At 40.7% G+C, this 25,076-nt stretch carries 33 protein-coding genes; all 33 read left to right on the forward strand.

Features of this window, described 5'->3' with window-relative positions; all coding sequences use genetic code 11:
* The first annotated feature begins 5 nt into the window (after positions 1 to 5).
* Complete coding sequence (locus C8P65_RS00875) at positions 6 to 2,471, forward strand: zinc-dependent metalloprotease (RefSeq protein ID WP_107780545.1); 2,466 nt, start codon at positions 6 to 8, stop codon at positions 2,469 to 2,471.
* Positions 2,471 to 3,667: a Bcr/CflA family multidrug efflux MFS transporter gene (locus tag C8P65_RS00880; protein ID WP_107780547.1), complete on the forward strand. Its 1,197-nt coding sequence runs from the start codon at positions 2,471 to 2,473 to the stop codon at positions 3,665 to 3,667. The genes C8P65_RS00875 and C8P65_RS00880 overlap by 1 nt, the downstream gene beginning before the upstream one ends.
* A gap of 7 nt (positions 3,668 to 3,674) precedes the next feature.
* On the forward strand, positions 3,675 to 4,781 hold the full coding sequence (locus tag C8P65_RS00885) for a beta-ketoacyl synthase N-terminal-like domain-containing protein (protein WP_107780549.1): 1,107 nt from the start codon (positions 3,675 to 3,677) through the stop codon (positions 4,779 to 4,781).
* 284 nt (positions 4,782 to 5,065) lie between these two features.
* Positions 5,066 to 6,115, forward strand: coding sequence for a DUF2971 domain-containing protein (locus C8P65_RS00890; RefSeq protein WP_107780550.1), 1,050 nt, complete (start codon positions 5,066 to 5,068; stop codon positions 6,113 to 6,115).
* Between the two features lie 339 nt (positions 6,116 to 6,454).
* Entirely contained in the window at positions 6,455 to 7,018 is a 564-nt protein-coding gene (locus tag C8P65_RS00895; RefSeq protein ID WP_107780552.1) for a hypothetical protein, read from the forward strand.
* Between the two features lie 67 nt (positions 7,019 to 7,085).
* Complete coding sequence (locus C8P65_RS00900; RefSeq protein ID WP_095913601.1) at positions 7,086 to 7,358, forward strand: cell wall anchor protein; 273 nt, start codon at positions 7,086 to 7,088, stop codon at positions 7,356 to 7,358.
* 7 nt (positions 7,359 to 7,365) lie between these two features.
* Entirely contained in the window at positions 7,366 to 7,884 is a 519-nt protein-coding gene (locus C8P65_RS00905; RefSeq protein WP_095913599.1) for a glycoside hydrolase family 73 protein, read from the forward strand.
* Positions 7,885 to 7,929: 45 nt separating this feature from the next.
* On the forward strand, positions 7,930 to 8,388 hold the full coding sequence (locus tag C8P65_RS00910) for a hypothetical protein (RefSeq protein WP_146162904.1): 459 nt from the start codon (positions 7,930 to 7,932) through the stop codon (positions 8,386 to 8,388).
* A gap of 85 nt (positions 8,389 to 8,473) precedes the next feature.
* The gene (locus tag C8P65_RS00915; RefSeq protein ID WP_107780554.1) at positions 8,474 to 9,403 is read left to right on the forward strand and encodes a cation diffusion facilitator family transporter; all 930 of its coding nucleotides are present in this window, start codon (positions 8,474 to 8,476) and stop codon (positions 9,401 to 9,403) included.
* A 12-nt stretch (positions 9,404 to 9,415) separates the two neighbouring features.
* On the forward strand, positions 9,416 to 10,072 hold the full coding sequence (locus tag C8P65_RS00920) for a carbonic anhydrase (protein WP_107780556.1): 657 nt from the start codon (positions 9,416 to 9,418) through the stop codon (positions 10,070 to 10,072).
* A 44-nt stretch (positions 10,073 to 10,116) separates the two neighbouring features.
* Positions 10,117 to 11,028 (forward strand): SPFH domain-containing protein, encoded by a 912-nt coding sequence (locus C8P65_RS00925; RefSeq protein ID WP_009391631.1) that lies wholly within the window; start codon positions 10,117 to 10,119, stop codon positions 11,026 to 11,028.
* A 93-nt stretch (positions 11,029 to 11,121) separates the two neighbouring features.
* Positions 11,122 to 11,298, forward strand: a complete 177-nt coding sequence (locus C8P65_RS11995; protein ID WP_009391633.1) for a hypothetical protein — start codon at positions 11,122 to 11,124, stop codon at positions 11,296 to 11,298.
* A gap of 16 nt (positions 11,299 to 11,314) precedes the next feature.
* Positions 11,315 to 11,851: a GNAT family N-acetyltransferase gene (locus tag C8P65_RS00930; RefSeq protein ID WP_107780558.1), complete on the forward strand. Its 537-nt coding sequence runs from the start codon at positions 11,315 to 11,317 to the stop codon at positions 11,849 to 11,851.
* A 48-nt stretch (positions 11,852 to 11,899) separates the two neighbouring features.
* Entirely contained in the window at positions 11,900 to 14,332 is a 2,433-nt protein-coding gene (pheT, locus tag C8P65_RS00935; RefSeq protein WP_107780560.1) for a phenylalanine--tRNA ligase subunit beta, read from the forward strand.
* 80 nt (positions 14,333 to 14,412) lie between these two features.
* Entirely contained in the window at positions 14,413 to 14,853 is a 441-nt protein-coding gene (locus tag C8P65_RS00940; RefSeq protein WP_107780562.1) for a hypothetical protein, read from the forward strand.
* A 367-nt stretch (positions 14,854 to 15,220) separates the two neighbouring features.
* Positions 15,221 to 15,634, forward strand: a complete 414-nt coding sequence (gene rpsL / locus C8P65_RS00945; RefSeq protein WP_002679283.1) for a 30S ribosomal protein S12 — start codon at positions 15,221 to 15,223, stop codon at positions 15,632 to 15,634.
* Between the two features lie 32 nt (positions 15,635 to 15,666).
* Entirely contained in the window at positions 15,667 to 16,143 is a 477-nt protein-coding gene (rpsG, locus tag C8P65_RS00950; RefSeq protein ID WP_009391640.1) for a 30S ribosomal protein S7, read from the forward strand.
* Positions 16,144 to 16,151: 8 nt separating this feature from the next.
* Entirely contained in the window at positions 16,152 to 18,272 is a 2,121-nt protein-coding gene (fusA, locus tag C8P65_RS00955; protein ID WP_107780564.1) for an elongation factor G, read from the forward strand.
* Positions 18,273 to 18,284: 12 nt separating this feature from the next.
* The gene (rpsJ, locus tag C8P65_RS00960; protein ID WP_009391642.1) at positions 18,285 to 18,596 is read left to right on the forward strand and encodes a 30S ribosomal protein S10; all 312 of its coding nucleotides are present in this window, start codon (positions 18,285 to 18,287) and stop codon (positions 18,594 to 18,596) included.
* A 183-nt stretch (positions 18,597 to 18,779) separates the two neighbouring features.
* The gene (gene rplC, locus C8P65_RS00965; RefSeq protein ID WP_009391643.1) at positions 18,780 to 19,397 is read left to right on the forward strand and encodes a 50S ribosomal protein L3; all 618 of its coding nucleotides are present in this window, start codon (positions 18,780 to 18,782) and stop codon (positions 19,395 to 19,397) included.
* A complete protein-coding gene (rplD, locus tag C8P65_RS00970) occupies positions 19,397 to 20,026 on the forward strand; it encodes a 50S ribosomal protein L4 (RefSeq protein WP_009391644.1) in 630 nt (209 codons plus the stop codon). The genes rplC and rplD overlap by 1 nt, the downstream gene beginning before the upstream one ends.
* A gap of 9 nt (positions 20,027 to 20,035) precedes the next feature.
* Positions 20,036 to 20,323 (forward strand): 50S ribosomal protein L23, encoded by a 288-nt coding sequence (rplW, locus tag C8P65_RS00975; RefSeq protein WP_009391645.1) that lies wholly within the window; start codon positions 20,036 to 20,038, stop codon positions 20,321 to 20,323.
* 21 nt (positions 20,324 to 20,344) lie between these two features.
* Positions 20,345 to 21,172, forward strand: coding sequence for a 50S ribosomal protein L2 (gene rplB, locus C8P65_RS00980; protein ID WP_009391646.1), 828 nt, complete (start codon positions 20,345 to 20,347; stop codon positions 21,170 to 21,172).
* A gap of 11 nt (positions 21,173 to 21,183) precedes the next feature.
* Positions 21,184 to 21,462, forward strand: a complete 279-nt coding sequence (rpsS, locus tag C8P65_RS00985; protein WP_009391647.1) for a 30S ribosomal protein S19 — start codon at positions 21,184 to 21,186, stop codon at positions 21,460 to 21,462.
* Positions 21,463 to 21,471: 9 nt separating this feature from the next.
* Positions 21,472 to 21,882, forward strand: coding sequence for a 50S ribosomal protein L22 (gene rplV / locus C8P65_RS00990; RefSeq protein ID WP_009391648.1), 411 nt, complete (start codon positions 21,472 to 21,474; stop codon positions 21,880 to 21,882).
* Between the two features lie 8 nt (positions 21,883 to 21,890).
* Positions 21,891 to 22,631 (forward strand): 30S ribosomal protein S3, encoded by a 741-nt coding sequence (rpsC, locus tag C8P65_RS00995; RefSeq protein WP_009391649.1) that lies wholly within the window; start codon positions 21,891 to 21,893, stop codon positions 22,629 to 22,631.
* 20 nt (positions 22,632 to 22,651) lie between these two features.
* A complete protein-coding gene (gene rplP / locus C8P65_RS01000) occupies positions 22,652 to 23,071 on the forward strand; it encodes a 50S ribosomal protein L16 (RefSeq protein WP_009391651.1) in 420 nt (139 codons plus the stop codon).
* A 10-nt stretch (positions 23,072 to 23,081) separates the two neighbouring features.
* A complete protein-coding gene (rpmC, locus tag C8P65_RS01005) occupies positions 23,082 to 23,273 on the forward strand; it encodes a 50S ribosomal protein L29 (protein WP_009391652.1) in 192 nt (63 codons plus the stop codon).
* 14 nt (positions 23,274 to 23,287) lie between these two features.
* Positions 23,288 to 23,545: a 30S ribosomal protein S17 gene (gene rpsQ, locus C8P65_RS01010; RefSeq protein WP_002675041.1), complete on the forward strand. Its 258-nt coding sequence runs from the start codon at positions 23,288 to 23,290 to the stop codon at positions 23,543 to 23,545.
* A 2-nt stretch (positions 23,546 to 23,547) separates the two neighbouring features.
* Positions 23,548 to 23,916: a 50S ribosomal protein L14 gene (gene rplN / locus C8P65_RS01015; RefSeq protein WP_009391654.1), complete on the forward strand. Its 369-nt coding sequence runs from the start codon at positions 23,548 to 23,550 to the stop codon at positions 23,914 to 23,916.
* Positions 23,917 to 23,934: 18 nt separating this feature from the next.
* A complete protein-coding gene (rplX, locus tag C8P65_RS01020) occupies positions 23,935 to 24,246 on the forward strand; it encodes a 50S ribosomal protein L24 (protein ID WP_009391655.1) in 312 nt (103 codons plus the stop codon).
* A gap of 1 nt (position 24,247) precedes the next feature.
* Entirely contained in the window at positions 24,248 to 24,799 is a 552-nt protein-coding gene (gene rplE / locus C8P65_RS01025; protein WP_009391656.1) for a 50S ribosomal protein L5, read from the forward strand.
* Positions 24,800 to 24,803: 4 nt separating this feature from the next.
* Positions 24,804 to 25,073, forward strand: coding sequence for a 30S ribosomal protein S14 (rpsN, locus tag C8P65_RS01030; protein ID WP_009391657.1), 270 nt, complete (start codon positions 24,804 to 24,806; stop codon positions 25,071 to 25,073).
* Positions 25,074 to 25,076: the final 3 nt, after the last annotated feature.

A 25,076-nucleotide genomic window follows, 5' to 3' on the forward strand; every position in this document is an offset into this window, starting at 1 on the left:
GAAAAATGAAAAAGAACATTTTTTTGCTCCTCTTAGCAGTTACAACACTGTCTTTTGCGCAGAAAACTACAGCCGTAAGAGACACTATTGCTAAGGATACGACCAAAACAAAAGTGACTGAAAAGACTCCCGAACAAAAACGCGCTGAAGAGTATGCCAAACTCATCAAAAAAGGAGGTATAGAGCGCAACGGACTTTTTACTGTACGAAAAATAGAGGAAAAATGGTATTTCGAAATACCCGATACTCTCTTAAATCGCTATTTGCTATGTGTTACCCGCCTGAAAACGGCTCCTGATAACTTCGGAATGTACGCGGGCGAAAAGGTAAACGAGCAGACTATTTACTTCGAACAACGCACCGACAAAACCCTTTCGCTGCGCGCTTTTGTAAATGTACAACAGGCTGATAGCACCCACAACATCTATACAGCGGTAGCCAACTCGAGTGCTAACCCTATTATCGCGTCTTTCAATGTCATAGGGCGCAATCCTAAGACGAAAAGTCAGCTGATTGATGTTACCGATTTCTTCAAGCAAGATAATAACATTACCAGTTTTTCATCTAGCTTCAAGACCTCGCAGAAGTTAGGCAATGCTGCCCTCGACCGCTCATATGTAGAAGATGTACGCCCTTATCCTATCAACGTAGAAATCAATGCGATGCGCACCTTTTTGGCATCGCCTAGCAATATACCGGCTGCCAATCGTGTAGGAGCGGTAAGCGTGGGGCTAAACGTTTCGATAGTATTACTGCCCAAAGAGCCAATGGCTAAGCGTCTTTTCGACCCTCGTGTAGGCTTTTTTGCTAGCAGATTTGTGAAGTTTGGCGATGACCAGCAGCGCACCGAGGCGGAAGCCTACATACACCGTTTCCGTTTAGAGCCTCGCAAAGAGGATATGAAGAAATACCTAAAAGGGCAATTGGTAGAACCTAAAAAGCAAATCGTTTTTTACATAGACCCTGCTACGCCTAAGCAATGGCAAAAATACCTCATCTTAGGGGTAAACGATTGGAATGTAGCTTTTGAGCAAGCAGGTTTCAAAAACGCTATTGTAGCTAAACCTTGGCCTAACGACCCTTCTATGAGTATGGAAGATGCGCGCTTCTGCGTCATCAGATATTTGCCTTCTGAAATAAGCAATGCCTACGGGCCTAACATAGCCGACCCTCGCAGTGGCGAAATTATAGAGTGCCACGTAGGTTGGTATCACAATGTGATGAAACTCCTACAAGAATGGTATATGATACAAGCCGGAGCGGTAGATAAGCGCGCTCGCACTTTGCCTTTAAATGATGAACTTATGGGCGACCTTATTCGTTTTGTTTCTTCGCACGAAATAGGGCACTGCTTGGGCTTGCGTCATAATATGGGGGCAAGCTATGCCACTCCGGTAGAAAAACTCCGCGACAAGGCGTGGGTAGAAGCGCACGGTCACACCGCTTCTATTATGGACTATGCCCGATTCAACTATGTAGCACAGCCCGAAGATAATATCTCTTCTAAAGGAATTTATCCCCGTGTAGGCGATTACGACAAATGGGCGATAGAGTGGGGCTACCGCTACTATGGTGATAAATATAAAGATGAGTATGCCGAGCAAGAAGCCCTTGCCGATATTACTACTCAGCGTGTAAAAGCAAATCCTCGTTTGTGGTTTGGTGGCGAAGGCAATAACGAAGACCCTCGTGCCCAACGCGAAGACCTGTCCGACAACGTGATGAAAGCCAACACTTACGGACTTAAAAACCTGAAATACGTAGTACAAAATCTACCTCAGTGGACAAAACAGCCTAATGATAAGTACGACTATTTATTAGGAATGCACCAAGCCGCTACCCAGCAGTACCGTCGTTATTTAAACCACGTTCTTAAGTACATAGGCAGCAGATATATAGGTTTTGTAGGCGATAAAGAGATGTATAGAGAAGTGCCTAAAGAGAAAGTAAAAGAAGCAGTTGCTTATATAGACCAGCATTTGTTTACCACGCCGCTTTGGTTGTATCCGCAAGAGATAACCGATAAAATAGGGGTAGATGTTGATGGAAGTATATTAGGATTGCAGAATACTACCTTGGCGTATCTTTTAGCTGAAGGGGTACTCTATCGCGTTGCCAATCAGGCGTTGGTATCGCAAAATCCATATACTGCCGACGAGTACCTAAACGATGTATTCGCTGCGGTGTGGAAGCCTCTCAACGCTTCTGAGGCACGCCAAAACACTTACAGACGCGGGGCACAGCGCGCTTATATAGAGCAATTAGCTAAGCTTATCAACCCAGAGAATAAAACTGATAAAATAGCGCTTAACCAAGTGTCTGATGTGCGTATTTTCGCCTTACAAAATCTCAACAAAGTAGAAAAATACCTACAACAAGCCCTACAAGGCGAAGCCGCTAATAGTATCAACCAACTGCACTACCAACAACTTTTGAAGGATATCAATAACATTAAAGAACCTAAAAAATAGTGCAAGAGCCACGTGCCGACTTTTTGTTTGTACTTATCTTGGGCATCTTGTCAATGCTCACGCCTTTAGCGATAGATATGTACCTACCTGCGTTCCTCAATATAGCGAATGACTTTAGCGTATCGCAGGAGAAAATACAAACTACTTTAGCCCTTTTTACTTTCGGATTTGCCTTTGGGCAGCTCTTCTGGGGGCCATTATCTGATAGTTATGGGCGCAAACCAATTATTCTTATTGGTATAGTAGTGTCGGCATTGGTGTCTTTAGGCATTACCCAAGTGAAGCATATAGAGCATTTCTATGCGTTGCGCTTTGTGCAGGGCTTTTTTGGAGCTTCGCCAGCCGTAGTTACAGGGGCATTGCTACGCGATCTTTTTGCTAAAAATGAGTTTGCGCGGCAGATGTCTATGATAATGATTGTTACGATGATAGCCCCTTTGTTGGCTCCGGTATTGGGCGGTTACCTAACCGATTGGTTTCATTGGCATATTATCTTCTATGTGCTAATGGCATTGGGGTTGATATGTGCCCTATTAGTCTTCTTTAAAATACCCGAAACTCTTCCGCCTGTCAGACGAACGCCTTTAAAGATAGGTAGTATCCTAAAGGTTTTTGGCAGACTGTTGAGCAATAAAAAGGTATTAGGCTATATTTTCTGCAATTCACTTTCGTACTCAGGTATGTTCTGCTTTCTTTCAGCAGGTTCTATTGTCTATACAGGGCTTTTTGGGGTAGCACCTAAGCATTTTGGTTATTTCTTTTTGCTGAATATCCTCGTGATGATGACCGCTACCTCGCTCAATGGTAAATTTGTTACTAAAATAGGCGTAGAAAAATCATTGCGATTGGGGCTCACCATACAGCTGATAGCCGGTGTATGGCTGTTAGTCTGCGGTATTTTTCACTTAGGATTATGGGCTACAGTAGTAGGGGTAGCCACTTATGTGGGACTTGTGTCGGTAGTGTCGAGTAGCGCCAATGCCGCCATATTAGATATGTATCCCGAAGTAGCCGGTACTGCCAACTCGCTTACGGGTATGTTGCGTTTTGGCATCGGCTCGGTAGTGGGGATGCTTCTTGCCCTCTTCACCATTGATACTGAACGCCCAATGGTCTTTGCTATGGCTATTTGTATAGTAGTGGCCGTTATAAGTTACGTAGGGTTGGTAAGAGGCGAGCCGCAAGCGCATAATTAGAAAAAGATTGTTTTTTACAGAGTATAACATAGTGACCCCTTTGGGCTTTGACCTCGTTAGTACTATAGACGCAGTACTACAAGGGCAATCGGGTATTGCAAAACACCCCACTATGGGCAGATGGGCAGCTATTCCCTTATCGAAGATAGACGATGAGGGAATAGCTGCTCAATTTATTACTACCCCTTTCAAAGGGCAGTTTTCGCGCTTAGAGCAATTGCTGCTTTTGGCTGTGCAACCTCTACTACCGCGCATTGCTATCACTTCGCGCACTGCTTTTATCCTCTCTACTACCAAAGGCAATATCAACCATTTATCAGCTGATGCCCCTTTGCCTTATCTCTCTACCTTAGCACACAAAATAGCAACTCAGTTGGGGGTTACCTCTCAGCCTATCGTACTTTCTAATGCCTGTGTATCAGGCGCAATGGCGCTATCGGTAGCTGACCGCTTGCTAAAGGCAGGGGCGTACGACAGTGCAATAATATTGGCAGGCGATGAGATAAGCGACTTTGTACTTTCGGGGTTTCAGTCGTTTCAGGCTATTAGTGCCAGCCCTTGCAAGCCCTACAGTCCGGATAGAGACGGCATCACTTTGGGCGAAGCTACAGCAGTAGCCTATGTAACGCGTGACCCACAAGGGGCTAAGGCGCAACTGTTAGGCAGTGCCTCTATCAATGATGCCGCCCATATATCTGCCCCCTCGCGTACGGGCGAAGGGCTCTACCAGAGCGTACAGCGCGCCCTACAGGAAGCCCAATTGCACCCTGAGCAAATACAGCTTATTAACGCCCACGGTACCGGCACGCGCTATAATGACGAGATGGAGAGTCACGCATTTAGTCGTGCGCAACTGCTTGAGGTACCGCTGAATAGCTATAAAGGTTATTTTGGGCATACCTTAGGCACTGCGGGACTTTTGGAAACTATCGTCACCATTGAGGCAGCTCGCAGAGGGGTGCTGCTAAAGAGCCTCAATTCTTCAGACAATGGCGTGCCTCACCCATTGCATCTTCTAAAAGAACACCGACACCAACAGCTAACATATTTCCTTAAAACTGCCTCGGGCTTTGGCGGTAGCAATACCGCTGTAGTGATTGCTGTTGTTCGGTAATCCTTCGTTACCTACTCGGCTGCACCAGTTCGCCGACTTTCCTTCGCTTATCTTTCGCTCATCCTTCGCTCATCGTATAGTGTAAGTGTATCTAAAGTGAAGGAGAGAAGAAAAATTTCCTTAATTCAAAAAAATGATGTATCTTTGTTTCGTATTAATAAATTAGAAAAAAATAGATATATAGAAGGCTATGCCTCAAAAACGGTCTTACAGCGGAAGAAATAGTTTGTATAGAAAAAAGGTAAGACTAATGAAGTAGAATTAATTTTGTAAAAAGTATAATTATGAATGAATTTGAGTATAAAGGTTTTACTTATTCGTCAGACGATAGTATATTAGGAGATAAAGAGAGTATTAAAGGAAAGAGTAGTGAACCTCCTAAGTTATACAAATATTATTCTTATAATAATTTTTCTATTGATGCTCTAAGAAATCAATATTTGTATGCCTCACACCCCTACCAGTTTAATGATTCTATGGATAGCTCTTGGGCATTATTAGATTTCAATAAAATGACAGAAAACCAATATGATAGAATTTGGTCTCAAATAAAAGGTTCTTCTTTTTACGAGAAAAATATAAAAGGAACGTATTCAAAAGATAAATGGGAAGTGTTTGAGCATACACGTCAAATGTTTTATGCATTTTGGATGAAAAATAGAGGTTTTATTTCCTTAACATCCACACATAATCCTTTGATGTGGGCTCATTATTCTAGTGAAAGAGGTTTTGCAATTGTACTAAATACAGAGTCTTTAAGAAAAAATATTGTAGATAAAAATAAAGATATTTATCATCATTTCTTTGCTCCTATACAATATGTTGAAAAAATTGAGTCAATAGATATGTTTGAAGGTTTTAATTCTCCTCATATACCTTTTTTAATAGCAACTAATGTAAAAAGGTATTCATGGAGCTATGAAAATGAATGGAGGTTGAGAATATACAAAAGACAAATGGATATTCCTCAAAAAAAATTGCTTTTTAATGTTGAAGATGTAAAAGGAGAATATGATAGAAAAGTTTATTATGGGAGAGAACCTTTAGAGGCTATTTTACTAGGTAAGTATTTTTTTTGTGGAGAAAATACAAGAAGTTTTGATGGAAAAAGTCGAATAATAAAATTAAAATGTAAAACAAAAAAAGATATTGATTTTATACGTTTCATCAATTATTTACATTTTAACTTTAATGATAGACTTTATTTAGCAGGAGAACTAAACTATAAAGGTACTTTTGGTAGAGATTTTACAAGAACTCAATTAGAAAGAATAGATTTTAAAACTTTTAGAATTGTAGATTGTCAACAGCTATATCCTTTTGTTGAGTTTTAAAAGCTATAGAAAAAAGTTTGCTCAAATAATAGTTGAAGAATAATCTAACTAATTATTGATTTTATGAAAGTTCTTCATATTTACGCGTATTTAGATAAGCGTTTTTGTAGCTTTTATATTGTATTAAAATAAGTTGTACTCTAAGCAGAGAGACGAAAAACAGGATGTTTTTCGTCTCTCTTTTTTGTGGTTTTGTGGTTGGGTTGTAGTATGATGAGACAGGGTTGTAACACGATGTGACAACTATTTGCGAGGCTTTGCTTTTTGCCGCACCTTTGCAGCGTCAAAACAAACAAAGAGCGCTCTTTAACTAATTGTTCAACTTAAAATATTAAAAAAATGGCAAAAAGTAAAAACAACATCGTAATCGCTGGTTTGAGCGGAAGAGTTGGTAAACAACTCGTATTTAAACAAGTAAATGGTAGAACTATCGTTACTAAATTTCCTAATTACAAGGTGAGTAAGACGCCTAAGCAAGAGGCTCACCACCAAAAGTTTGCTAAAGCAACTGTATATGCCAAAAATGCTTTGGAAAACCCTACTCTTAAAAAAGCATATGCCGATGAGGCTGCTAAACGACCTGGGGTAAGTGCTTACATAATGGCTATAGCTGACTATTTGAAGGCTCCGGTAATAGACCGTATCGATACTTCAGCTTATACAGGCGCTCATAATGGTGAGAAAATAGCTATAGAGGTTGCCGACGCTTCGAAAGTGATGACCGTAAAGGTGAAGATAGTTGCCGCTAACAACTCGGCTATAGAAGAAGGGGCTGCTGCTCTTAGCGAAGGTAAGTGGGTGTACACTACTACCGCTATCAATGCGACGCTTAGCGGTAGCAAAGTACTAGTAATAGCTACAGACCGCCCTAATAACGTAGTAACTAAAGAAATAACCCTTTGAAATTAGTCAATTTGCCGATTTGTTGATTAGCAAATTAGCAAATCGGCAAATTAACAAATTAATAATTATGGACTTACTAAAAGAACACTTTTTCTCCTTTATAGGATTATTGCTCTCAGGCTTTGCGGGTTGGCTTTTCGGCAGACCTAAGCAGCGAGTAGAACTACAGAGCAGCGAACTCGACAACGTAGATAAGGCAATACATATCTACCGCGAAATGATAGATGACCTATCGGCTAAATATGCAAAGGCTATCGCTGACCTTAATGAGGCTAACCAGCGCATTAAAGAACTTGAAAATGCAGTTGAAACGCTTTTGTTGGCAACCAAAAACAAATAATAATAGTATGGAAACAATAGTACAAGATTTTAAACTTAAATACAAAGAGGCAGCACTGGCAGTTGAGGAGCAGACAGGTATCTCTCACCTCTTTATCTTAGCGCAGGCAGCCTTAGAGAGTGGCTGGGGGCAGCACGCACCGAGGAATATGTTTTTTGGAGTAAAAGCCTCGCGCAACAGTAGCGAAGCTGACCGACAGCTATTGCTCACCACCGAGATACTCAGCGCACCTCCTGCTGTAGGGCAGTTCCCTGCCATTATCAGTGTGCGCCTTCGCCCTGACGGTAGGTATGAATGTATAGTGAAAGATTGGTTTAGGGCTTATCCCTCTCCTGAAGCCTGTTTTGCTGACCACGCTCAGTTTTTCTTTAAGAACAAGCGCTATGCTAAGGCTTTAGCGGTTAGGGCAGACCCTTATAAGTTTGCAGTAGCGGTGGCACAAGCTGGCTATGCTACCGACCCTGCTTATGCACAAAAACTTTGCTGCTTGATTAGTCGATTTGCCAATTTGTCGATGAGCCGATGAGTCTAACAGATGAAACAAAAACAATTACAATTAACTATTAGAAAAATGAAAAAGAAACCTAATATTCCGGTTGTCCTATCATTAGTATGTGTGATAGGACTTGTAGGCTGCCGCAGTAGGCGGGTAGTCCGTACTGAGCAACAATATACGGCACAACGTTATGAGGTGCAGCGCGATAGTGTGCAGCAGATAGCGACTGTGGCACAAAGGCAAGCACATCATCAGTGGCAAGGCGCTACTTTAGAGTTTGAATGGCAACCTCCGCGCGATAGTAGCAGCGCAAAAGTCCGCATAAAGCTACAACAGCAGCAAGAGGCGCATCAGCAGGCGGCAACGAACACTTTAGTAGCGCAAAGAGCTGAGCAGAGTAGGGTAGAGGCGTACCAAGTACAGCAATACCAAAAGCAAGAGCAGCGCCAGCAAGGCACAACTTATCAGTATTGGCTTTGGGGTTTAGTGATTGTAGGAGTGCTGATAATGTGCAAAAGGCAAATCGGCAAATAATTGATAAATCAGCAAATAATTTTTTGTTTTTACAAAAAAAGTTCTACCTTTGTAGTCGCAAAAAACTTTAAATGAGCCATCGTTTATGGAAGAAGAACATCACCACCATCACCATCATCACCACCACGAGCATTCAGTAGCTGACCTTCAGCAGCTAAATCGCGCTTTCTACATAGGTATAGGGCTAAACTTACTTTATACGATTATTGAATTTGTGGTAGGTTTTAGCGTCAATTCGTTAGCTCTTATCTCTGATGCCAGTCATAACCTAAGCGATGTAGCCAGTTTAGTTATTTCGCTTATCGGTATGAAGCTCGCCCATAAGGCCGCTACCCAATTGTATACCTACGGCTATAAAAAGGCGTCGATATTAGCCTCGCTTATCAATGCTGTGCTACTGATGTATATAGTAGTTAAGATTTTTATTGAGGCTTTTGAACGACTTTCTTCGCCGCCCGAAATGGCAGGCTCGGCTATAATGATTACCGCTTTTATAGGTGTAGTTATCAATGCTGTTTCAGCATTTTTGTTTTACAAAGGACAACAGACCGATATCAATATCAAAGGCGCTTTTTTGCACCTGATGCTCGATGCCTTAGTGTCGGTAGGGGTGATTGTTTCAGGAGCGATTATCTACTTCACCGGTTGGAATATAGCTGACCCTATCAGCAGTTTTGTAGTGGCTATCGTGATACTCTTCTCTACTTGGGGTTTGCTGAAAGAAAGCGTAAAACTTATTTTAGACGGCGTGCCTGCCGATGTAGATGGGTCGCATATTAGAGAACAGCTCGAGGCGCACCCCTTAGTAGCTGGGGTACACCACATACACATCTGGGCACTTAGTAGTTCGCAAAACGCCCTTACGGCGCATATAGTGCTGAAAGAATGTTTGCCGCTTAAGGAGGTAATGGAGCTGAAGAAAGAACTGAAGCATACCTTATTGCATCAGCATATCAGTCACGCTACGCTTGAGATTGACGCCCCTGACTGCTGTTGCGAAGATGAGAAGTGCTAAATAAATAACTTTATGGATACGTACAAACAAATATTTGAGAATAACCAGCAATGGGTAAGAAATAGGAAAGCGGCTGATGTGCATTTCTTTGAAAAATTAGCTGCTGACCAAAATCCGGACTATCTGTACATAGGCTGTTCTGACAGTAGGGTAGCCGCTGAAGAGATGATGGGGGTAGGGCCTGGCAAGGTGTTCGTGCACCGCAATATAGCCAATGTAGTTAATACCCTTGATATGAGTTCGACCGCTGTGATACAGTATGCAGTAGAGCACCTGAATGTGAAGCATATAGTGGTATGTGGGCATTACGATTGTGGAGGGGTAAAGGCAGCGATGCAGGCTAAAGACTACGGACTGCTAAACCCTTGGTTGCGGACTATTCGCGATGTGTATCGCTTGCACCAGCAAGAGTTAGATGCTATTACCGATGCAGATAAACGATACCGCCGTTTTGTGGAAATAAATGTGATAGAACAATGTTTCAACGTTACTAAAATGGCTGTAGTGCAAGAGAGTTACCTGCAATACCGCACTCCGTTGGTACACGGTTGGGTATTCGACATTCATTCGGGCGAGCTTATTGACCTAAATATTGATTTTGAAGATTTCATACAGAAGATACAGCGTATTTACGACCTTACAGGGGAAGATTGGTATAAGCACTACTAACCAATTTTTTTAATTAAGAACTAACAATTAATAATTATAAAGAAATGAGTATTACTTTTTACATTTTAGTATTTTTAGCAGTGGTATTTCTGCTTTCTACTTTTTTCACTGTACGTCAGCAGACGGCAGTATCTATTGAGCGATTTGGTAAGTTTGAGAGCATTCGCCATTCGGGCTTGCAGATGAAAATACCTATTATTGATAAGATTGCGGCTCGCATCAGTCTTAAGATTCAACAGTTAGACGTGATAGTGGAAACTAAAACTTTAGACGATGTGTTTGTGAAAATAAAAGTATCGGTGCAGTTTGTGGTTATCAAAGAAAAAGTATATGATGCTATCTATAAACTTGAGTACCCACACGACCAAATCACCAGCTATGTGTTTGACGTAGTGCGTGCTGAGGTGCCTAAGATGAAGCTCGATGATGTGTTTGTGAAGAAAGACGACATCGCTATAGCTGTAAAACGTGAGGTACAAGAGTCGATGGAGACTTATGGTTACGACATCATTAAAACCCTTGTGACAGATATAGACCCTGATGCACAGGTGAAAGCAGCGATGAACCGCATTAATGCTGCTGAACGCGAAAAAGTAGCGGCTCAGTACGAAGGTGATGCGCAACGCATCTTGATAGTAGAAAAAGCAAAAGCAGAAGCTGAAAGCAAACGCCTACAAGGACAAGGTATTGCTGACCAGCGCCGTGAGATAGCCCGAGGACTGGTAGAGAGTGTAGATGTACTACAGAAAGTAGGGGTGAGCTCGCAAGAAGCCTCTGCGCTGATAGTCATCACTCAGCACTACGACACGCTACAAGCAGTAGGACAACAAACCAACAGCAACCTTATTTTGTTGCCTAATTCGCCTGAAGCAGGTAGCGAGATGCTCAACAATATGATTACCTCATTTACGGCATCGGCACAAGTAGCTAAGCTTACTAACAACGAAGCAAATTAAGTGGTAAATAAGCAGATTAGTAAATTAGCAAATTTGTCAGTTTGCTAATTTACTAATTTTTTGTACTTTTGCACGCTGAAAAATAATAAAGATATGGCAAGAGAGATACAACCTACCCCAGTGCTTGAAGGGCAAGAAGCCCTTGATTTTTTGAATAAATTAGATAATTATAAAGATTATCTAAAAGAGAAAGGTATTGTGCTTGACCGTGAGAAGATACAAGAAAGTGCAAGATTTTTAAAATCAATATTTAAAGAAAGTAGTAAATAGATAATTAAGAAAGAAAATGTTTAAAGATTTATCTTTTTTATTGCTTACAGAAGACCACACCATAAAACCTTTTGATTGTGAAGATGAAGATTTGAATGACTTCTTATTTAAAGAAGCTATTCTTTATCAAAAACAAATGTTGGCTACTACATTTATTATAGAAAATGAAGAGCGTACTTTAGGTTTTTATAGTGTGCTAAGCGATAGTTTGCAGATAAGGGAGGAACTTTTCCCTTCTAAAAGTCAGTATAAGAAGTTTGTGCAAAACTTAATACCTCATAGAAAAAGACATTTGAAGAATATACCCTCGCTAAAAATAGGTCGTTTGGGAATTGATAAGACCTATAAAGGGAAAGGATTAGGGAGTATCCTGCTTGAGGGTATCATAAATGAGGCTATAGAACTAAATAAGAGACAGGCTTGCAGACTGATAACAGTAGATGCTTATAAGCAAGCATTGCCTTTTTATGAAAGATTTGGTTTTCAGTATATAACCAATAAAGATGAACAAGAAGAGGTAAGGCAAATGTTTCTTGATTTGATGTTGATATGACAATAAAATTTGCTGATATACAAATTTATTAATTGAAAAAAGAACTATATGAAAATATCGTATAACTGGTTAAAACAGTATTTGAAATTAGACCTTGCTGCAGAAGAAACCGGCGTAATCCTTACTGATTTGGGTTTGGAGGTAGAAGGTATCGAACCTTTTGAAAGTGTAAAAGGCGGACTGAAAGGTGTGGTAGTGGGATTGGTATTAGAGTGCGAAAAACACCCTAATGCTGACAAACTGAAAATTACCAAAGTAGATGTAGGTCAAGAGGCTCCACTACAGATAGTATGTGGCGCTCCTAATGTGGCTAAAGGACAAAAAGTGCCTGTAGCTACTATAGGAACAGTACTGTACGACCACGAAGGGAAGCCTTTTGAAATAAAAAAAGGAAAAATACGCGGAGAGGAAAGTTACGGTATGATTTGCGCTGAAGACGAGTTGGGCTTAGGCGAAAGTCACGAAGGAATAATGGTACTCGATGATAAATATGCCGTTGGTACCCCTTGTGCTGAGGTTTTTCAGGTAGAAACTGATGAAGTGTTTGAAATAGGACTGACCCCTAACCGCGCCGATGCGATGAGTCACTATGGTGTAGCTCGCGACCTGCGTGCGGGACTTATACAAAAAGGTGTGTCACTTGAGCTTATTACCCCTTCGGTTACCAAATTTCACGTAGATAACCGTTCGGTAAAAGTAGACGTAGAGATAACAAACAAAAAACTTGTGCCACGCTATACGGGGGTTGCCATCTCGAACGTACGAGTAGGCGAGTCGCCCGCTTGGTTGCAAAACAGGCTAAAAGCTATTGGCATCACTCCTAAGAATAATGTAGTAGATGCTACTAACTATGTGCTACACGGATTAGGACAGCCCTTGCACGCTTTTGATGCTGACCATATAGTAGGGCGAAAACTCATCGTGAAAACAGCAGAGGCGGGTACCGTCTTTACTACCCTTGATGGTGTAAAACGCACTCTTGACGCTGAAGATTTAATGATTTACGATGCTGAAAAACCACTTTGCATAGCAGGGGTATTAGGCGGGCAAGATTCAGGTGTAACTCACTCTACTCGGAATGTATTTTTAGAGAGTGCTTATTTTGACCCTGTGTCAGTGCGCAAGACTGCTAAAAGGCATAGCATTAGTACCGACGCTTCTTATCGTTTTGAGCGTGGTATCAATATAGAAGATTGTAAATACGCGCTGATGTATGCTGCTGTATTGATAGAAAATATAGCGGGTGGGGTTATCTCATCGGATGTGATAGATTTCTATCCTAAGAAGAAAGACGATTTTCAGGTATTTCTTGCCTTTGAGAATGTAGATAAGCTCATCGGGCAGAAGATACCACGCGATACTATCAAATCGATTTTGCACTCGCTTGATATAAAGGTAAGTTCGCTAACCGAACGTGGGTTAGGTCTGCTAATACCTTCTTATAGGGTAGATGTACAGCGCGAGGCTGATGTGATAGAAGAGATATTGCGTATTTACGGTTATAACAACATCAGTTTTTCTGAGAAAATAAACGCCTCGATGTCGCATTCGTCTAAGTATGACGATTTGAATATGCAGAATGTAGTAGCGGCACAGCTCATCGGGCAGGGGTATTATGAGATAATGACTAATAGTTTGGTGTCAGAAAAAGAAATTACCAGCTATGAGGCTGCTCCTGAAGAGGCTGTGAAACTACTCAATCCGCTCAGTAGCGATTTGGGCTATATGCGCACCAATTTGCTATTTTCGGGTTTAGAGGTGGTGAGTTATAATATCAACCGCAAGCGCTCAGACCTCAGATTGTTTGAGTTTGGCAAAAACTACCGTGTGAGGGATGGTAAGTACGACGAACAGAAACACCTATTATTATATCTGACAGGTAACCAATTGCCTCAGAGCTGGACTACTACGTCACGCCCTGTGAGTTTCTTTGAGCTAAAAGGTAGTGTAGAAGCCCTTTTTGAGCGTTTAGGACTTAAGGAGATTACCACCCTTCCGTTAGAGCCTACTGACAATGTAGCCGCTGAAGGATTCCGTTGGATGTATGGCGAAACACTATTGGGAACAATGGGGGTAGTGAAGCACAAAATACTTAAGGATTTTGATATTAAGCAAGAGGTGCTTTATGCTGACCTGCATTGGGATACCCTACTTGAGCAAGTGAGAGGTCATAAGGTAGTTTATAAAGAGATATCAAAATATCCTGAAGTGCGCCGCGATTTAGCACTACTACTTGACGATAAGGTAAGTTTTGCTGACCTATATCGTGTGGCGTTTGCGACCGAGAAAAGCATCTTGAAACAAATCAATTTATTTGATGTGTATCAGGGTGATAAATTGGCGGCGGGCAAGAAGAGTTATGCGGTAAGTTTTATCTTGCAAGAAGAAAACAAAACGCTGACCGATAAGCAAATCGATAAAACGATGCAGAAACTGCAAGCCGCTTTTGAGCAAAGTTTAGGAGCAACCCTAAGAGAGTAAAAAAGTTAAACTTTGTCAATTATTTGTTTTTTTGATTTTTGTTGTATAAGTTTGCATTGTAATTCTAAAATAAACGCCTTATGAAACAAGTTCTTAGAAACAATTTGATAGTCGTAGCGCTTTATATTTTAGCAGGGATAATCTTTGATGGTTATCACCCCTATATGCTATGTACGTTCTTGATACTGTCGGCAACAGTCTCTTTCTTTTTGTTCAGAACCAAAAGTAAAGAAGAAACACGCAAGGGGTTATTACTTATGTTTGCTCCTTTCTTATTAGTTTTAGCAGTAGCTCCTTTGTTGCTTAGCGATAGCAGTGTAAGGACAACATTGCCTTATTTGCTTTTTGTGCCTGCTGTTGTATACTTAGTGTATTGCGCGCTGTTTTCAACGAGAAAAGCTTTATTTTTTGTAGGGATTATTGCCCTATCAGTTATTGGTACCCTTACCTACAACGAAATTTCAGGAACGAATGTGATATTCGAAAGCCATTCTTTGAGATTATTAATTACACAGGAATAAAATGAAGACCCCCCGATTTTAGAAATTACTGTTGGGGGTTCTCATTCTTTCAATAAAAAATATAAATTATTTTGTTATATTTGTAACAAAATAGGAAAATGTAAGAACTTGTAATACAGCAATTTCTGACAGAGGATAAATTGTATATATCTGATAATCAATATTTTTCTGAATTTGAGACGTTGAATGACGGCTTATTTTCAGGAGAGGGCTTGGTATTTTTGATAAAAGGAAATATTGTGTATTACAAATAAATGTAGTACTTTTGCAGCCAACTCTTAGAAAAATAGTGGCTGATTGCTGCTGATTACTAATAAGATAGCTAAACAAGCAAACAATTAAATAATTATATATAGTATTGTAAATTATGCCAACAATTTCACAATTAGTACGAAAAGGAAGGACCAGAATTACCAAGAAGAGTAAATCGGTGGCTTTGGATTCGTGCCCACAACGCAGAGGTGTATGTACACGTGTGTACACCACAACGCCTAAGAAACCGAACTCAGCAATGCGTAAAGTAGCGCGTGTTCGTTTAACTAATGGCAACGAGGTGAACGCTTACATCCCAGGTGAAGGACACAACCTCCAAGAGCACTCGATAGTATTGGTACGAGGCGGACGGGTAAAAGATTTACCAGGTGTTAGATACCACATAGTGCGCGGGGCGCTTGATACGGCTGGAGTAGCCGGCAGAACCCAACGCCGCTCTAAATACGGTGCTAAACGCCCTAAACCAGGACAAGCCGCTGCAGCACCAGCTAAAGGTAAGAAAAAGTAATTTAACACACAAAATCTTTTAACTGAAAAGAAATGAGAAAAAGACAGGCTAAAAAGCGCCCACTTTTACCAGACCCTAAGTTTAACGACCAATTGGTGACACGCTTTGTGAACAACCTAATGTGGGACGGTAAAAAATCAGTGGCTTTTAAGGTGTTCTACGACGCTATTGACATAGTAGAACAAAAGAAAAATAATGACGAAAAAACGGCATTAGAAGTTTGGAAAGACGCACTTACTAATGTGATGCCTCACGTAGAAGTACGCTCACGCCGTGTAGGGGGAGCTACCTTCCAAATTCCGATGCAAATTCGCCCAGACCGCAAAGTGTCTATGGCTATGAAATGGCTTATCGGGTATGCTCGTAAACGCAACGAGAAATCTATGGCACAAAAATTAGCAGCTGAAATTATCGCCGCTTCAAAAGAAGAAGGTGCAGCTGTGAAGAAAAAAATGGATACGCACCGTATGGCTGAAGCTAACAAAGCGTTCTCACACTTTAGATTTTAATTAAACCGATGAGTAGAGATTTAAAATATACAAGAAACATAGGTATTGCCGCTCACATTGATGCGGGCAAAACCACCACTACTGAACGTATTCTATTCTATACAGGTAAAACCCACAAAATTGGTGAAGTACACGATGGAGCTTCAACAATGGACTGGATGGAGCAAGAAGCTGAACGCGGTATCACTATCCAATCAGCTGCTACTACTTGTAAATGGAATTTCCCTACCGAAAATGGTAAACCTACTGCCGATGCTAAAGAGTATCACTTCAACATTATTGATACTCCCGGTCACGTGGACTTTACAGTGGAAGTAAACCGCTCACTACGTGTGTTAGACGGATTAGTATTCCTTTTCTCGGCTGTAGACGGAGTAGAGCCTCAGTCAGAAACTAACTGGCGTTTGGCTGATAACTACAAAGTGCCACGTATTGGTTTCGTAAACAAAATGGACCGCCAAGGAGCTAACTTCCTAAATGTTTGCAACCAAGTGAAAGATATGCTTAAATCAAACGCAGTGCCTATCGTATTGCCTATTGGTGATGAAGCAGACTTTAAAGGGGTAGTAGATTTGATTAAAAACCGTGCTATCGTATGGCACGAAGAAAACTCAGGTTCTACTTTTGACATAGTAGAGATACCTGCAGAAATGAAAGAAGACGTAACTAAATACCGCGCACAACTTATTGAAGAAGTAGCAGGTTATGACGAAGGTCTTCTTGAGAAATTTATGGAAGATGAAAGCTCTATCACCGAAGAGGAAATACACAAAGCACTACGTGCTGCCGTAATGGATATGGCTATTATCCCAATGGTGTGCGGTTCATCATTCAAAAACAAAGGGGTGCAATTTATGCTTGATGCGGTATGCCGCTACTTGCCTTCACCTCTTGACAAAGAAGCTATCGAGGGTACTAACCCTGAAACTGGCGAACCAGCTCTACGCAAACCAGCCGTTGATGCTCCTTTCTCAGCTTTAGCGTTTAAAATTGCTACTGACCCTTATGTAGGACGTTTAGCATTCTTCCGCGCTTACTCAGGTCACCTAGATGCAGGTTCTTACGTATTGAACACCCGTTCAGGTAACAAAGAGCGTATCTCTCGTATCTACCAAATGCACGCTAACAAGCAAAACCCTATCGAATACATCGAAGCAGGTGATATAGGGGCAGCAGTAGGATTTAAAGATATCAAAACAGGTGATACCCTTTGCGATGAGAAATATCCTATCGTACTTGAAAGTATGGTATTCCCTGACCCTGTGATTGGTATTGCAGTAGAACCTAAAACAAAAGCTGACGTTGATAAATTAGGTATGGCATTGGCTAAATTAGCTGAAGAAGACCCAACCTTCCAAGTGAAGACAGACCAAGCTTCTGGACAAACTATCATCTCAGGAATGGGTGAGTTACACTTAGATATCATCGTAGACCGCTTGAAACGCGAGTTTAAAGTAGAAGTAAACCAAGGTCAGCCACAAGTAGAGTACAAAGAGGCTATCACAGGCGTTGCTAACCACCGCGAAGTGTACAAGAAACAAACAGGTGGACGTGGTAAATTTGCTGATATCGTGTTCCGTATGGAGCCAGCTGAAGAAGGCAAAATGGGTCTTGAATTTGTGAACGAAATCAAAGGTGGTAACATTCCTAAAGAATATATACCATCAGTAGAAAAAGGTTTCAAAGAAGCAATGAAGAGCGGACCTTTAGCAGGCTTTGAAATGGATGCGATGAAGATAGTTCTTATCGATGGTTCATTCCACCCTGTAGACTCTGATTCACTTTCATTTGAGTTAGCTGCTAAGTTAGGATACAAAGAAGCAGCACGTGCAGCGAAAGCCGTACTTATGGAGCCTATTATGAAATTGGAGGTTATTACTCCAGAAGAAAATATGGGTGATATAGTAGGTGACCTAAACCGCCGCCGTGGACAAGTGAACAATATGGACGACCGTAACGGTGCTAAGGTAATCAAAGCATTTGTGCCACTATCAGAAATGTTTGGCTACGTAACGTCATTGCGTACACTATCATCAGGACGTGCTACCTCTACTATGGAGTTCTCTCACTACGCAGAAACCCCATCAAACATAGCAGATGAAGTAATTAAAAACGCCAGAGGCAACTAAATTATTGATAAAATGAGTAATCAACAGAAAATAAGAATAAAGTTAAAATCATACGATCATAACTTGGTAGATAAATCGGCTGAGAAAATCGTAAAGACAGTAAAAGCTGCTGGAGCTGTGGTAGTAGGTCCTATTCCACTACCAACTCATAAAAAGATATTTACTGTATTGCGTTCGCCACACGTAAATAAGAAAGCGCGTGAGCAGTTTCAATTGAGCTCTCACAAACGTCTTCTCGAAATTTACAGCGCTTCATCAAAAACAGTAGATGCTTTGATGAAATTAGAATTGCCAAGTGGTGTAGATATCGTGATAAAAGTGTGATAGACGCTTTAGCAAGATTAAAATGTCCCGAAACTGTGGGTTAGGGAAAAACGGATAAAAATGATTCAGGGTTAAAAAGCCTAGGGCATTTTTTGACCCTGAACTATTTTGGTGATTAGCAAGCCTTGGGAGGGCTAATAATCAAATTAAAATGTAATAACTTAATAACAAATATTTAATTTTATGTCTGGGTTAATTGGAAAAAAAATTGGCATGACCAGCATATTTGATGAGAACGGTAAGAATATACCTTGTACCATCATAGAAGCAGGTCCTTGCGTAGTTACCCAAGTCAGAACCAAAGAGGTGGATGGCTATGATGCGCTTCAATTAGGTTTCGATGACAAAGCAGAAAAACGTGCTACCAAAGCAGAGCTTGGTCACTTTAAGAAAGCAGGTTCTTCAGTAAAGAAGAAGGTCATTGAATTCCAAGGATTTGAAGACAATTACAAATTGGGTGATACAATCACCGTTGATTTCTTTGCCGAAGGAGAGTTTGTGGACGTCTCTGGTATTTCAAAAGGTAAAGGGTTTCAAGGGGTAGTGCGCCGACATGGTTTCGGTGGGGTAGGACAAACTACTCACGGTCAGCACAACCGACTAAGAGCTCCGGGTTCTGTGGGTGCTTCATCATACCCTTCACGCGTATTCAAAGGTATGCGTATGGCGGGCAGAATGGGTGCCGAGAAAGTAACAGTACAAAACTTGAAAGTATTAAAAGTGGTAGCTGAGAAGAATCTTTTAGTAGTAAAAGGATGTATTCCAGGACACAAAAATGCTTACGTAACTATTCACAAATAATGGAAGTAGCAGTATTAAACATACAAGGAAAAGAAACAGGCAGAAAAGTAACCCTTTCTGATGCTGTGTTCGGGATAGAGCCTAACAATCACGTGGTGTATTTAGACGTAAAGCGTTATTTAGCTAACAAGCGCCAAGGTACTCACAAGGCTAAAGAGAGAAACGAAGTGGCTGGAAGTACAAGAAAGATTAAAAAACAAAAAGGTACTGGTACAGCACGTGCAGGTAGTGTAAAATCGCCTGTGTTTGTAGGTGGAGGTCGTATATTTGGTCCTCGTCCAAAAGATTACACACAAAAACTTACTAAGAACGTAAAACGTTTGGCACGCCGCTCAGCTCTTAGTGCTAAAGCTCAAAGTCAATCATTGGTAGTTCTTGAAGATTTCAATTTTGAAGCTCCTAAAACTAAAGACTTTACTGCAGTAGTAAAATCATTGGGCTTAGAAAATAAAAAATCGCTTTTTGTGTTGCCAAATGTAAATAATAACGTATATTTGTCCTCTCGCAACGTAGCTAACTCAAGTGTAGTAACTGCTTCAGAGCTAAATACTTACCAAGTAGTATATGCTAACAACATCGTACTAACCGAGAGTGCAGTAGAAGTTATAGAGTCAATTTTAACAAAATAAGAAGAAAAAATGAGCGTATTAATAAGACCTGTAAATACAGAAAAAGCAAACGAAGGCAGCGAACTAAAGAACTGCTATACGTTTGAAGTAGCTAAGGACGCTAACAAAATTCAAATCAAAAATGAGGTTGAAGCTACTTATGGCGTTAAAGTGAAAGAAGTACGTACCCTTAATTACGGCCCTAAGCGCGCCACTCGCTACACTAAAACAGGTGTACAAGTAGGCAAGACTAACGCAGTGAAAAAGGCATTAGTACAGTTAGAAGAAGGAACTATAGATTTTTATAGTAATATATAAGTGTTTAACAAATAGACAAAAATGTCAGTTAGAAAATTAAAACCGATCACCCCTGGTCAGCGTTTTAGAGTAGTAAACGAATTTGACACCATTACTACTGATAAGCCGGAAAAGAGCTTGCTCATTCCGTTGAAAAAGACCGGAGGTAGAAACAATCAAGGAAAGATGACCATGCGTTACATTGGTGGTGGTCACAAAAAGAAGTATCGTATTGTGGACTTCAAGAGAAACAAATTTGGTGTAGAAGCTAAAGTAGTTTCGATTGAGTATGACCCAAACAGAACAGCCTTTATCGCTTTGGTGCAATACACCGACGGAGAAAAACGATATATTATCGCTCCTGCTGGATTGAAAGTTGACCAAACAATCGTTTCAGGGCAAGAAAATGTAGCTCCTGAAATTGGTAATGCGATGCCGCTTTCTCAAATTCCACTAGGTACCGTAATTTCTTGTATTGAATTGCGACCCGGACAAGGAGCTAACATAGCTCGTTCAGCGGGAACTTTTGCTCAGTTAATGGCAAAAGATGGAAGGTATGCGACTGTGAAATTACCATCAGGCGAAACCAGAATGATTTTGCTTACTTGTTTAGCAACAATAGGTGCAGTATCGAACTCAGACCATCAGTTGGTATTATCAGGTAAGGCAGGACGCTCACGCTGGTTAGGACGCAGACCAAGAACACGTGCAGTAGTTATGAACCCTGTTGATCACCCAATGGGTGGTGGTGAAGGACGTGCTACTGGTGGACACCCACGCTCACGTAAAGGTATCCCAGCTAAGGGTTATAGAACACGTTCTAAGACCAAGGCATCTAATAAGTATATTGTAGAACGCAGAAAAAAATAAGAATCTAAGAAATGGCACGTTCATTAAAAAAAGGACCCTACGTTCACTATAGCTTGGAGAAAAAAATCCAACAGAATATAGAATCAGGTAAGAAAAATGTAATTAAAACTTGGTCTCGCGCCTCAATGATTACTCCTGATTTTGTTGGCCAGACTATTGCAGTGCACAACGGTCGTCAGTTTGTACCCGTATATATCACAGAGAATATGGTGGGACATAAATTAGGAGAATTTTCGCCAACGCGTTCGTTTAGAGGACACGCAGGTGCAAAAAATAAAGGTAAAAAATAATAAAAGGCTATGGGAGTTAGAAAAAAATTAAGAGCAGACGAAATAAAAGAAGCTAAAAAGAGCTTGGCTTTTGCAAAGTTGAATAACTGCCCTACTTCGCCACGCAAAATGCGCTTAGTAGCAGATTTGGTACGTGGACAACAAGTAGACAAAGCCTTGGCTATTTTGAAATTCAACCAAAAAGAGGCAGCAGCACGTTTGGAAAAATTGCTTTTATCAGCTATACATAACTGGAGAGCTAAAAACGAAAATGCTAACGAGGAAGAAGCAGGACTTTATGTACAAGAAATCCGTGTAGACGGAGGAGCCATATTGAAACGCCTACGCCCAGCGCCTCAAGGTAGAGCACACAGAATTAGAAAACGCTCAAACCACGTAACCGTAGTGGTAGGGGCTAAAAATTTTAACACAGAAAGCTAAGATAAACTATGGGACAAAAAACAAATCCAATCGGGAATCGCTTAGGAATTATCAGAGGATGGGAGTCTAACTGGTATGGAGGCAATGATTACGGAGATAAACTTGCTGAAGATGACAAGATTAGAAAGTATGTTCAGACGCGTTTATCAAAAGCTAGTGTGGCTCACGTGATTATCGAGCGTACTTTTAACCTTGTAACCGTTACTATTACCACTGCAAGACCTGGTATCATCATCGGGAAAGGTGGTCAGGAAGTAGACAAGCTAAAAGAAGAGCTAAAGAAAATCACTGGTAAGGATATTCAGATTAACATATTTGAAATCAAACGCCCAGAGCTTGACGCTGCTCTTGTAGCTGCAAGTATCGCTAACCAAATAGAAGGGCGTGTGTCTTATAAACGCGCTATTAAGATGGCTATGGCCTCAGCAATGAGAATGAGCGCAGAAGGAATCAAGATAATGATTTCTGGTCGTCTTAACGGAGCAGAAATGGCACGTTCAGAAAGTTTCAAAGAAGGACGAATTCCTCTTTCAACTTTTAGAGCAGATATTGATTACGCTATTGACGAAGCTCACACCACCTACGGACGTATGGGTATAAAAGTGTGGATTATGAAAGGCGAAATCTATGGTAAAAGAGAGTTATCACCTTTAGTAGGAATGACAAAGAAAACTTCAGGAGGTAATTTTTCGTCAAAATCAAACGACAAGCCTGCGGGAGCCCCTAAAAAAGCGCGTAGGAAAAAGTAATTTAAAAAAGAACAAGAAAGATGTTACAGCCAAAAAGAACGAAATATCGTAAGCAACAGAAAGGCAGAATGAAAGGAGTTGCCCACAGAGGAGCTCTTCTTTCAAATGGTATGTTCGGTATAAAATCTTTAGACTCAGCTTTTATTACATCGCGCCAGATAGAGTCAGCCCGTGTGGCAGCGACCCGTTATATGAAACGTGAGGGACAGCTTTGGATAAAGATATTCCCAGATAAGCCAATCACTAAGAAGCCTTTGGAAGTACGTATGGGTAAAGGTAAAGGTGCGGTAGAGTACTGGGCAGCAGTAGTAAAACCAGGACGTATAATGTTTGAGGTGGGCGGCGTGCCATTAGACGTAGCAAAAGAAGCGCTACGATTGGCGGCACAAAAGCTACCTGTAAAAACAAAATTCGTGGTAGCAAGAGATTATCAAAATTAATTAAAGAACAATGAAACAGTCTGAAATTAAAGAATTGACAATAACTGAGCTACAGGATAAGCTTGGTGAGTATAAGAAATCGTATGCAGATTTGAAAATGGCACACGCAATTTCGTCATTAGAAAAACCCATTCAATTACGTAACGTAAGAAGAACGATTGCGAGATTGGCGAGTGAGCTAACAAAACGTGAATTACAATAATTCGAACCTGCCTTATGGAAAAAAGAAATTTAAGAAAAGAAAGAATAGGGGTTGTTACAAGCAACAAGATGGATAAATCAATAGTAGTTTCAGAAGTGAAACGCGTAAAACACCCTATGTATGGTAAGTTCGTGTTGCGCACAAAGAAATATGTAGCGCATGACGAGAAAAACGATTGCAATATTGGCGATACAGTGCGCATAATGGAAACACGCCCACTTAGTAAAACCAAATGTTGGAGATTAGTTGAAATCATTGAAAGAGCTAAGTAATTATGGTACAACAGGAATCAAGATTAAAAGTAGCCGACAATACTGGGGCGAAAGAAGTACTAACTATACGTGTGTTAGGAGGTACTAAACGCCGTTACGCATCAGTAGGCGATAAGATTGTAGTTACCGTGAAAGATGCTACCCCTAACGGAAACGTGAAAAAAGGACAAGTATCGACTGCGGTGGTAGTAAGAACTAAAAAAGAAGTACGCCGTGCCGATGGTTCTTATATCCGATTTGACGAGAATGCTTGCGTTCTTCTGAACGCGGCTGGTGAGATGAGAGGTACCCGTGTATTCGGGCCTGTAGCAAGAGAGCTTCGTGATAAACAATTTATGAAGATTGTCTCATTAGCACCAGAAGTGCTTTAATTTCTAAAAAGTAATTTGATGAAAGTAAAAATTAAAACAGGAGATACTGTAAAAGTAATAGCAGGTAACCACAAAGGCGATCAGGGGAAGGTGTTACGCATCGACCGTGAGAAAAACAGAGCTATAGTGGAGGGCGTAAATGAGGTGTCTAAACACACTAAACCAAGCGCTAAAAATCCTCAAGGCGGTATCGTAAAAAAAGAAGATTATATCCACATTTCTAACCTTTCACTTATAGATCCTAAGACGAAAGAAACTACACGTGTAGGTTACGAAGTGAGAGATGGTAAAAAAGTGCGAGTTTCTAAAAAATCTAATGTAGTAATATAATATGGCTTACGTACCTAGATTAAAACAAGAATACAGAGAGCGTGTAATAGCGGCTCTAAAAGAAGAATTTGGCTATAAGAACGTGATGCAGGTTCCTAAACTTGAAAAAATAGTCGTGAGCCGTGGCGTAGGTTCAGCAGTAGCTGATAAAAAGCAAATAGATTATGCTATCGATGAGCTTACTAAAATCACAGGACAGAAAGCAATTGCCACTTACTCTAAAAAAGACGTAGCGTCATTTAAACTACGTAAGGGTATGGCGATAGGCGCTAAAGTGACTTTGCGTGGCGAAAGAATGTATGAGTTCTTAGACCGTCTTATCACTACTGCCCTTCCACGAGTAAGAGATTTTCAAGGAATTAAAGCTACTGGTTTTGACGGTAGAGGTAACTATAATTTGGGAATTACTGAACAAATTATTTTCCCTGAAATTGATATTGACAAAATCAATAAAATAGCAGGGATGGATATTACCTTTGTTACATCGGCACATACCGATAAAGAAGCTAAATCATTATTAAGCGAATTAGGATTACCTTTTAAAAAGAACTAAGAATATGGCTAAAGAATCAATGAAAGCCCGCGAGGTGAAAAGACAAAAGTTAGTAGCAAAATATGCTGCTAAACGTAAAGCACTAAAAGAAGCTGGTGACTATGACGCCCTTCAGCTTCTTCCTAAGAATGCATCGCCTGTACGTTTGCACAATCGTTGCAAACTAACAGGACGCCCTAAAGGATATATGCGCACTTTTGGAATTTCACGTGTCTTATTCCGCGAAATGGCTAATAAAGGATTAATTCCTGGCGTTAAAAAAGCAAGTTGGTAATAA

It is taken from the genome of Capnocytophaga leadbetteri (genome assembly GCF_003054025.1).
Lineage (GTDB): Bacteria > Bacteroidota > Bacteroidia > Flavobacteriales > Flavobacteriaceae > Capnocytophaga > Capnocytophaga leadbetteri.

Excerpts from the sequence above, each read along its gene's own strand:
- rpsJ (WP_009391642.1), top strand. The coding sequence starts at position 18,285 with ATGAGTAATCAACAGAAAATAAGAATAAAGTTAAAATCATACGATCAT.
- rpsC (WP_009391649.1), top strand. The coding sequence starts at position 21,891 with ATGGGACAAAAAACAAATCCAATCGGGAATCGCTTAGGAATTATCAGA.
- C8P65_RS11995 (WP_009391633.1), top strand. The coding sequence starts at position 11,122 with ATGGCAAGAGAGATACAACCTACCCCAGTGCTTGAAGGGCAAGAAGCC.
- C8P65_RS00915 (WP_107780554.1), top strand. The coding sequence starts at position 8,474 with ATGGAAGAAGAACATCACCACCATCACCATCATCACCACCACGAGCAT.
- C8P65_RS00900 (WP_095913601.1), top strand. The coding sequence starts at position 7,086 with ATGGACTTACTAAAAGAACACTTTTTCTCCTTTATAGGATTATTGCTC.
- C8P65_RS00925 (WP_009391631.1), top strand. The coding sequence starts at position 10,117 with ATGAGTATTACTTTTTACATTTTAGTATTTTTAGCAGTGGTATTTCTG.
- C8P65_RS00920 (WP_107780556.1), top strand. The coding sequence starts at position 9,416 with ATGGATACGTACAAACAAATATTTGAGAATAACCAGCAATGGGTAAGA.
- rpsN (WP_009391657.1), top strand. The coding sequence starts at position 24,804 with ATGGCTAAAGAATCAATGAAAGCCCGCGAGGTGAAAAGACAAAAGTTA.
- rplB (WP_009391646.1), top strand. The coding sequence starts at position 20,345 with ATGTCAGTTAGAAAATTAAAACCGATCACCCCTGGTCAGCGTTTTAGA.
- C8P65_RS00875 (WP_107780545.1), top strand. The coding sequence starts at position 6 with ATGAAAAAGAACATTTTTTTGCTCCTCTTAGCAGTTACAACACTGTCT.
- rplX (WP_009391655.1), top strand. The coding sequence starts at position 23,935 with ATGAAAGTAAAAATTAAAACAGGAGATACTGTAAAAGTAATAGCAGGT.
- rplD (WP_009391644.1), top strand. The coding sequence starts at position 19,397 with ATGGAAGTAGCAGTATTAAACATACAAGGAAAAGAAACAGGCAGAAAA.
- rpsL (WP_002679283.1), top strand. The coding sequence starts at position 15,221 with ATGCCAACAATTTCACAATTAGTACGAAAAGGAAGGACCAGAATTACC.
- C8P65_RS00910 (WP_146162904.1), top strand. The coding sequence starts at position 7,930 with ATGAAAAAGAAACCTAATATTCCGGTTGTCCTATCATTAGTATGTGTG.
- rplC (WP_009391643.1), top strand. The coding sequence starts at position 18,780 with ATGTCTGGGTTAATTGGAAAAAAAATTGGCATGACCAGCATATTTGAT.
- C8P65_RS00940 (WP_107780562.1), top strand. The coding sequence starts at position 14,413 with ATGAAACAAGTTCTTAGAAACAATTTGATAGTCGTAGCGCTTTATATT.
- rplP (WP_009391651.1), top strand. The coding sequence starts at position 22,652 with ATGTTACAGCCAAAAAGAACGAAATATCGTAAGCAACAGAAAGGCAGA.
- rplN (WP_009391654.1), top strand. The coding sequence starts at position 23,548 with ATGGTACAACAGGAATCAAGATTAAAAGTAGCCGACAATACTGGGGCG.
- rpsQ (WP_002675041.1), top strand. The coding sequence starts at position 23,288 with ATGGAAAAAAGAAATTTAAGAAAAGAAAGAATAGGGGTTGTTACAAGC.
- rpsG (WP_009391640.1), top strand. The coding sequence starts at position 15,667 with ATGAGAAAAAGACAGGCTAAAAAGCGCCCACTTTTACCAGACCCTAAG.
- C8P65_RS00890 (WP_107780550.1), top strand. The coding sequence starts at position 5,066 with ATGAATGAATTTGAGTATAAAGGTTTTACTTATTCGTCAGACGATAGT.
- C8P65_RS00895 (WP_107780552.1), top strand. The coding sequence starts at position 6,455 with ATGGCAAAAAGTAAAAACAACATCGTAATCGCTGGTTTGAGCGGAAGA.
- pheT (WP_107780560.1), top strand. The coding sequence starts at position 11,900 with ATGAAAATATCGTATAACTGGTTAAAACAGTATTTGAAATTAGACCTT.
- rplW (WP_009391645.1), top strand. The coding sequence starts at position 20,036 with ATGAGCGTATTAATAAGACCTGTAAATACAGAAAAAGCAAACGAAGGC.
- C8P65_RS00905 (WP_095913599.1), top strand. The coding sequence starts at position 7,366 with ATGGAAACAATAGTACAAGATTTTAAACTTAAATACAAAGAGGCAGCA.
- rplE (WP_009391656.1), top strand. The coding sequence starts at position 24,248 with ATGGCTTACGTACCTAGATTAAAACAAGAATACAGAGAGCGTGTAATA.
- fusA (WP_107780564.1), top strand. The coding sequence starts at position 16,152 with ATGAGTAGAGATTTAAAATATACAAGAAACATAGGTATTGCCGCTCAC.
- rpmC (WP_009391652.1), top strand. The coding sequence starts at position 23,082 with ATGAAACAGTCTGAAATTAAAGAATTGACAATAACTGAGCTACAGGAT.
- C8P65_RS00930 (WP_107780558.1), top strand. The coding sequence starts at position 11,315 with ATGTTTAAAGATTTATCTTTTTTATTGCTTACAGAAGACCACACCATA.
- rpsS (WP_009391647.1), top strand. The coding sequence starts at position 21,184 with ATGGCACGTTCATTAAAAAAAGGACCCTACGTTCACTATAGCTTGGAG.
- rplV (WP_009391648.1), top strand. The coding sequence starts at position 21,472 with ATGGGAGTTAGAAAAAAATTAAGAGCAGACGAAATAAAAGAAGCTAAA.